Origin of the sequence: Microcystis sp. T1-4 (genome assembly GCF_000297435.1) — a bacterium.
Taxonomy (GTDB): Bacteria; Cyanobacteriota; Cyanobacteriia; order Cyanobacteriales; family Microcystaceae; genus Microcystis.
The window spans coordinates 1-2,500 of the sequence record NZ_CAIP01000112.1; the positions used below are offsets into that span (position 1 = coordinate 1).

General features: G+C 38.7%; 5 protein-coding genes and 1 pseudogene. 1 reads left to right on the forward strand and 5 read right to left on the reverse strand.

Annotated elements, in window-relative coordinates; all coding sequences use genetic code 11:
* Positions 1–39 precede the first annotated feature (39 nt).
* Positions 40–174: pseudogene (locus tag MICAI_RS27535) on the forward strand (restriction endonuclease subunit R); the annotation flags it as partial.
* Positions 175–257: 83 nt separating this feature from the next.
* Here MICAI_RS27535 and MICAI_RS06285 read toward each other — a convergent pair.
* The 5 genes from MICAI_RS06285 to MICAI_RS06305 are packed head-to-tail and all read right to left on the reverse strand — an operon-like array spanning position 258 to position 2,408.
* A complete protein-coding gene (locus tag MICAI_RS06285; protein WP_008199301.1) occupies positions 258–1,280 on the reverse strand; it encodes a DNA cytosine methyltransferase in 1,023 nt (340 codons plus the stop codon).
* A gap of 46 nt (positions 1,281–1,326) precedes the next feature.
* A complete protein-coding gene (locus tag MICAI_RS06290; RefSeq protein WP_002789664.1) occupies positions 1,327–1,575 on the reverse strand; it encodes a DUF4926 domain-containing protein in 249 nt (82 codons plus the stop codon).
* Between the two features lie 2 nt (positions 1,576–1,577).
* Positions 1,578–1,886 carry a DUF6883 domain-containing protein gene (locus MICAI_RS06295; RefSeq protein WP_039899700.1) on the reverse strand — a complete coding sequence of 103 codons (309 nt, stop codon included), beginning with the start codon at positions 1,884–1,886 and terminating at the stop codon, positions 1,578–1,580.
* Between the two features lie 20 nt (positions 1,887–1,906).
* Positions 1,907–2,182, reverse strand: a complete 276-nt coding sequence (locus tag MICAI_RS27780) for a putative toxin-antitoxin system toxin component, PIN family (RefSeq protein ID WP_051011159.1) — start codon at positions 2,180–2,182, stop codon at positions 1,907–1,909.
* Complete coding sequence (locus MICAI_RS06305; RefSeq protein WP_008199303.1) at positions 2,172–2,408, reverse strand: hypothetical protein; 237 nt, start codon at positions 2,406–2,408, stop codon at positions 2,172–2,174. The genes MICAI_RS27780 and MICAI_RS06305 overlap by 11 nt, the downstream gene beginning before the upstream one ends.
* Positions 2,409–2,500: the final 92 nt, after the last annotated feature.

Consider the following 2,500-nt stretch of genomic DNA (forward strand, 5'->3'; position numbering starts at 1 on the left):
AGGGGGGCATCTGATAATTTTTAACGCCTACCTACCCCTATGTTCGTCTATCTCAGACAAGAAACTAACCCCACTTATCAAATAATGCCAGAAGTTAATTTAATGTATCCTGAATCAGCAATTAATCTGCTCCAAATTCTCAAGGCAATGGGTCAGCTAATTTTAGAGACATAAATTAGGACTCAAACAAGCTATAATCTCTTAGGGTTTGACTGTCTATATAGGCAATTAAAAGCGTCTTGAATACTTACCACTATCTAAAACTCCTGAGTCGAAAATAAACTTAATTGAGTAGTTCGATTGAACGAGAATGAATTAGTTGATGCTTGCTCAACATCTAACCAAGACTCGATTACAGAATTAACCACAGCAGCTACGCAGGAAATCGCTACACTATTACCCGTTAATTTTCGCATAGTTTGATAACTGCCGACAATTTGATAATCATCGGGAAACCCTTGTAAACGTAGCATTTCTCTTTCTGTTAAACGTCTTTTCCCCTCCACTAACAAATAATTATAGGATGCTCCCGCTCGCAAGGCACAGGAATAGGGATAAGCACTGACATTACCTCCTTTATTTTCGTGCCAGATGGTCGGTTCACTATAAGGTTTTTTTCCCTCTCTTTTCAGAAGGCGACTTTTTTGAATTCTGGCGGAAGCATAATAAAAATCCGAGACATTTTCCTCTAATATTTCCGTTAAACTTGTTCTAGATAAAGCTGGTTTTGGCCAGATAAAACGCCGCGATTCTCGGAAACCAACGATAAAAATCCGTTCCCGTTTTTGCGGTAAACCAAAATTAAGCGCATTCAAAACCCGATAATCGGTATAGTAATCTAAATCTTGCAGAGTATCGAGAATAACTTGCAAGGTTTTTCCCTGTTGATGTCCCTGCAATTGCTTGACATTTTCCAGAATAAATGCTGCGGGTTGTTTGACTTTTAAAATACGGGCAATCTCAAAAAATAGCGTGCCTCTGGTATCTTCAAAACCCTTTAAATCACCACAAATACTAAAGGGTTGACAGGGAAATCCCGCCATTAAAATATCATGATTGGGAATATCTAGGGCAGCAATTTCGGTAATATCTCCCTGGGGTTGGTCGCCAAAATTAGCCTGATAAATTGCCCGAGCGTCTTTATCTATATCACAGGAAAAAACACAATCAGATTCTAAGTTTTTTTGGCGACAAACTTGTTCAATCGCCACTCGAAACCCTCCCAAACCACAAAAGAGGTCAATAAAACAAATTTTTTTGCTATCTTTCAGGAGATTCATCGATAGTTGAGATTGTAGCGATAGGGACATTCTCTTTGATTTTAAATTACTCAACTTTCACTAAAGAGCGGACGGTAAATATTTCATTTGCTTGTAGGGGTTTAATCGCCGAAATTGGCACAGTAACTACTGAAATTGACTCACCGAGAGCGTTAAAAACCTCTAAAATTGCTCCCATTTCGCCATTGCTAGGATGGGGGATTAAATCCACTAATACTGCCACATCTCCCGATTTTAGATTGTCTTCGGGAACATCAAGACAAAGAACCACATGATCGTATAATCTAACATCCATAATTATCTATCCTTTCGGGGCTTGAGAGTAACAAACTGAAAACAGTCGTCAATGTATAGCAGTATCCATATTGTAACCACTGCTAAATTGATTCCGTTAACTCCTTCTAGCATTCCTTCAACTCGATAAAAGATACCGTATTCATTTTTACCATCTTTGATCGCATCTTCTACGGTAATTAGCTGAATAATCGCTTTTGGCAAACTGGCCGCATTATCGAGAGGAAATCCTGCTTGTGCTAAAAATTTTGATTTGTCATCTTTGTCTCTGAATACGAGAAGATAACGAGTAAGTTTATCCTCTGGAATAATTCCTTAATAGTTTTTTCGTACTATATTTTCAATGCCAAAATCGGGGTTAATGCTCTATTTATTTCAAAATGAGAATTGCTGATTCTTACTAGCAGTTGTTGGCGCTGCTCCAGTGTAATGTACCTCTCGAACTTTGGGAGAAGAAGTTTTGTGACCAACTCGCATATAGTTGCGGGACTTTGCAGAATAATAAAGTTATTAATCGCGTATTCTACAGCCAAAGCTGGTGTTGTCGTACTGCTTAAGGCGAAGCTTATAAAGACGTTCGTATCGATAACTATGGGTTCACGATTCATCTACTAAAAGCTCTTCCAACTTCTCATCAGTCAATCCCTGACTCTTAGCATAAGCACGAATTTCATTCACCACTTCCATCAAGGCTTGGGTGGTTTCTTCCTCTTCGTTTCCCGTCATCTCATGATTCTCGATTGTGAAATCGACACACGCATGAGCAGACAAACCTAACTGCTCGATCGCTGTGGGGATTTCGCTAATTTTAACGTTTCGGATCGTTGCTTTCATATTTTTAAAGTAGCACAAATACAAATTGAATTATTATTCTTCAGCTTGTAGGTTGGGTTGAGCGATTTAATACTTAGGAGAAAACTGCTGGC

What these genes read in the sequence shown, in the direction of transcription:
- MICAI_RS06285 (WP_008199301.1), bottom strand. Translation starts at nt 1,280, where the DNA reads ATGAATCTCCTGAAAGATAGCAAAAAAATTTGTTTTATTGACCTCTTT.
- MICAI_RS06290 (WP_002789664.1), bottom strand. Translation starts at nt 1,575, where the DNA reads ATGGATGTTAGATTATACGATCATGTGGTTCTTTGTCTTGATGTTCCC.
- MICAI_RS27780 (WP_051011159.1), bottom strand. Translation starts at nt 2,182, where the DNA reads ATGAATCGTGAACCCATAGTTATCGATACGAACGTCTTTATAAGCTTC.
- MICAI_RS06305 (WP_008199303.1), bottom strand. Translation starts at nt 2,408, where the DNA reads ATGAAAGCAACGATCCGAAACGTTAAAATTAGCGAAATCCCCACAGCG.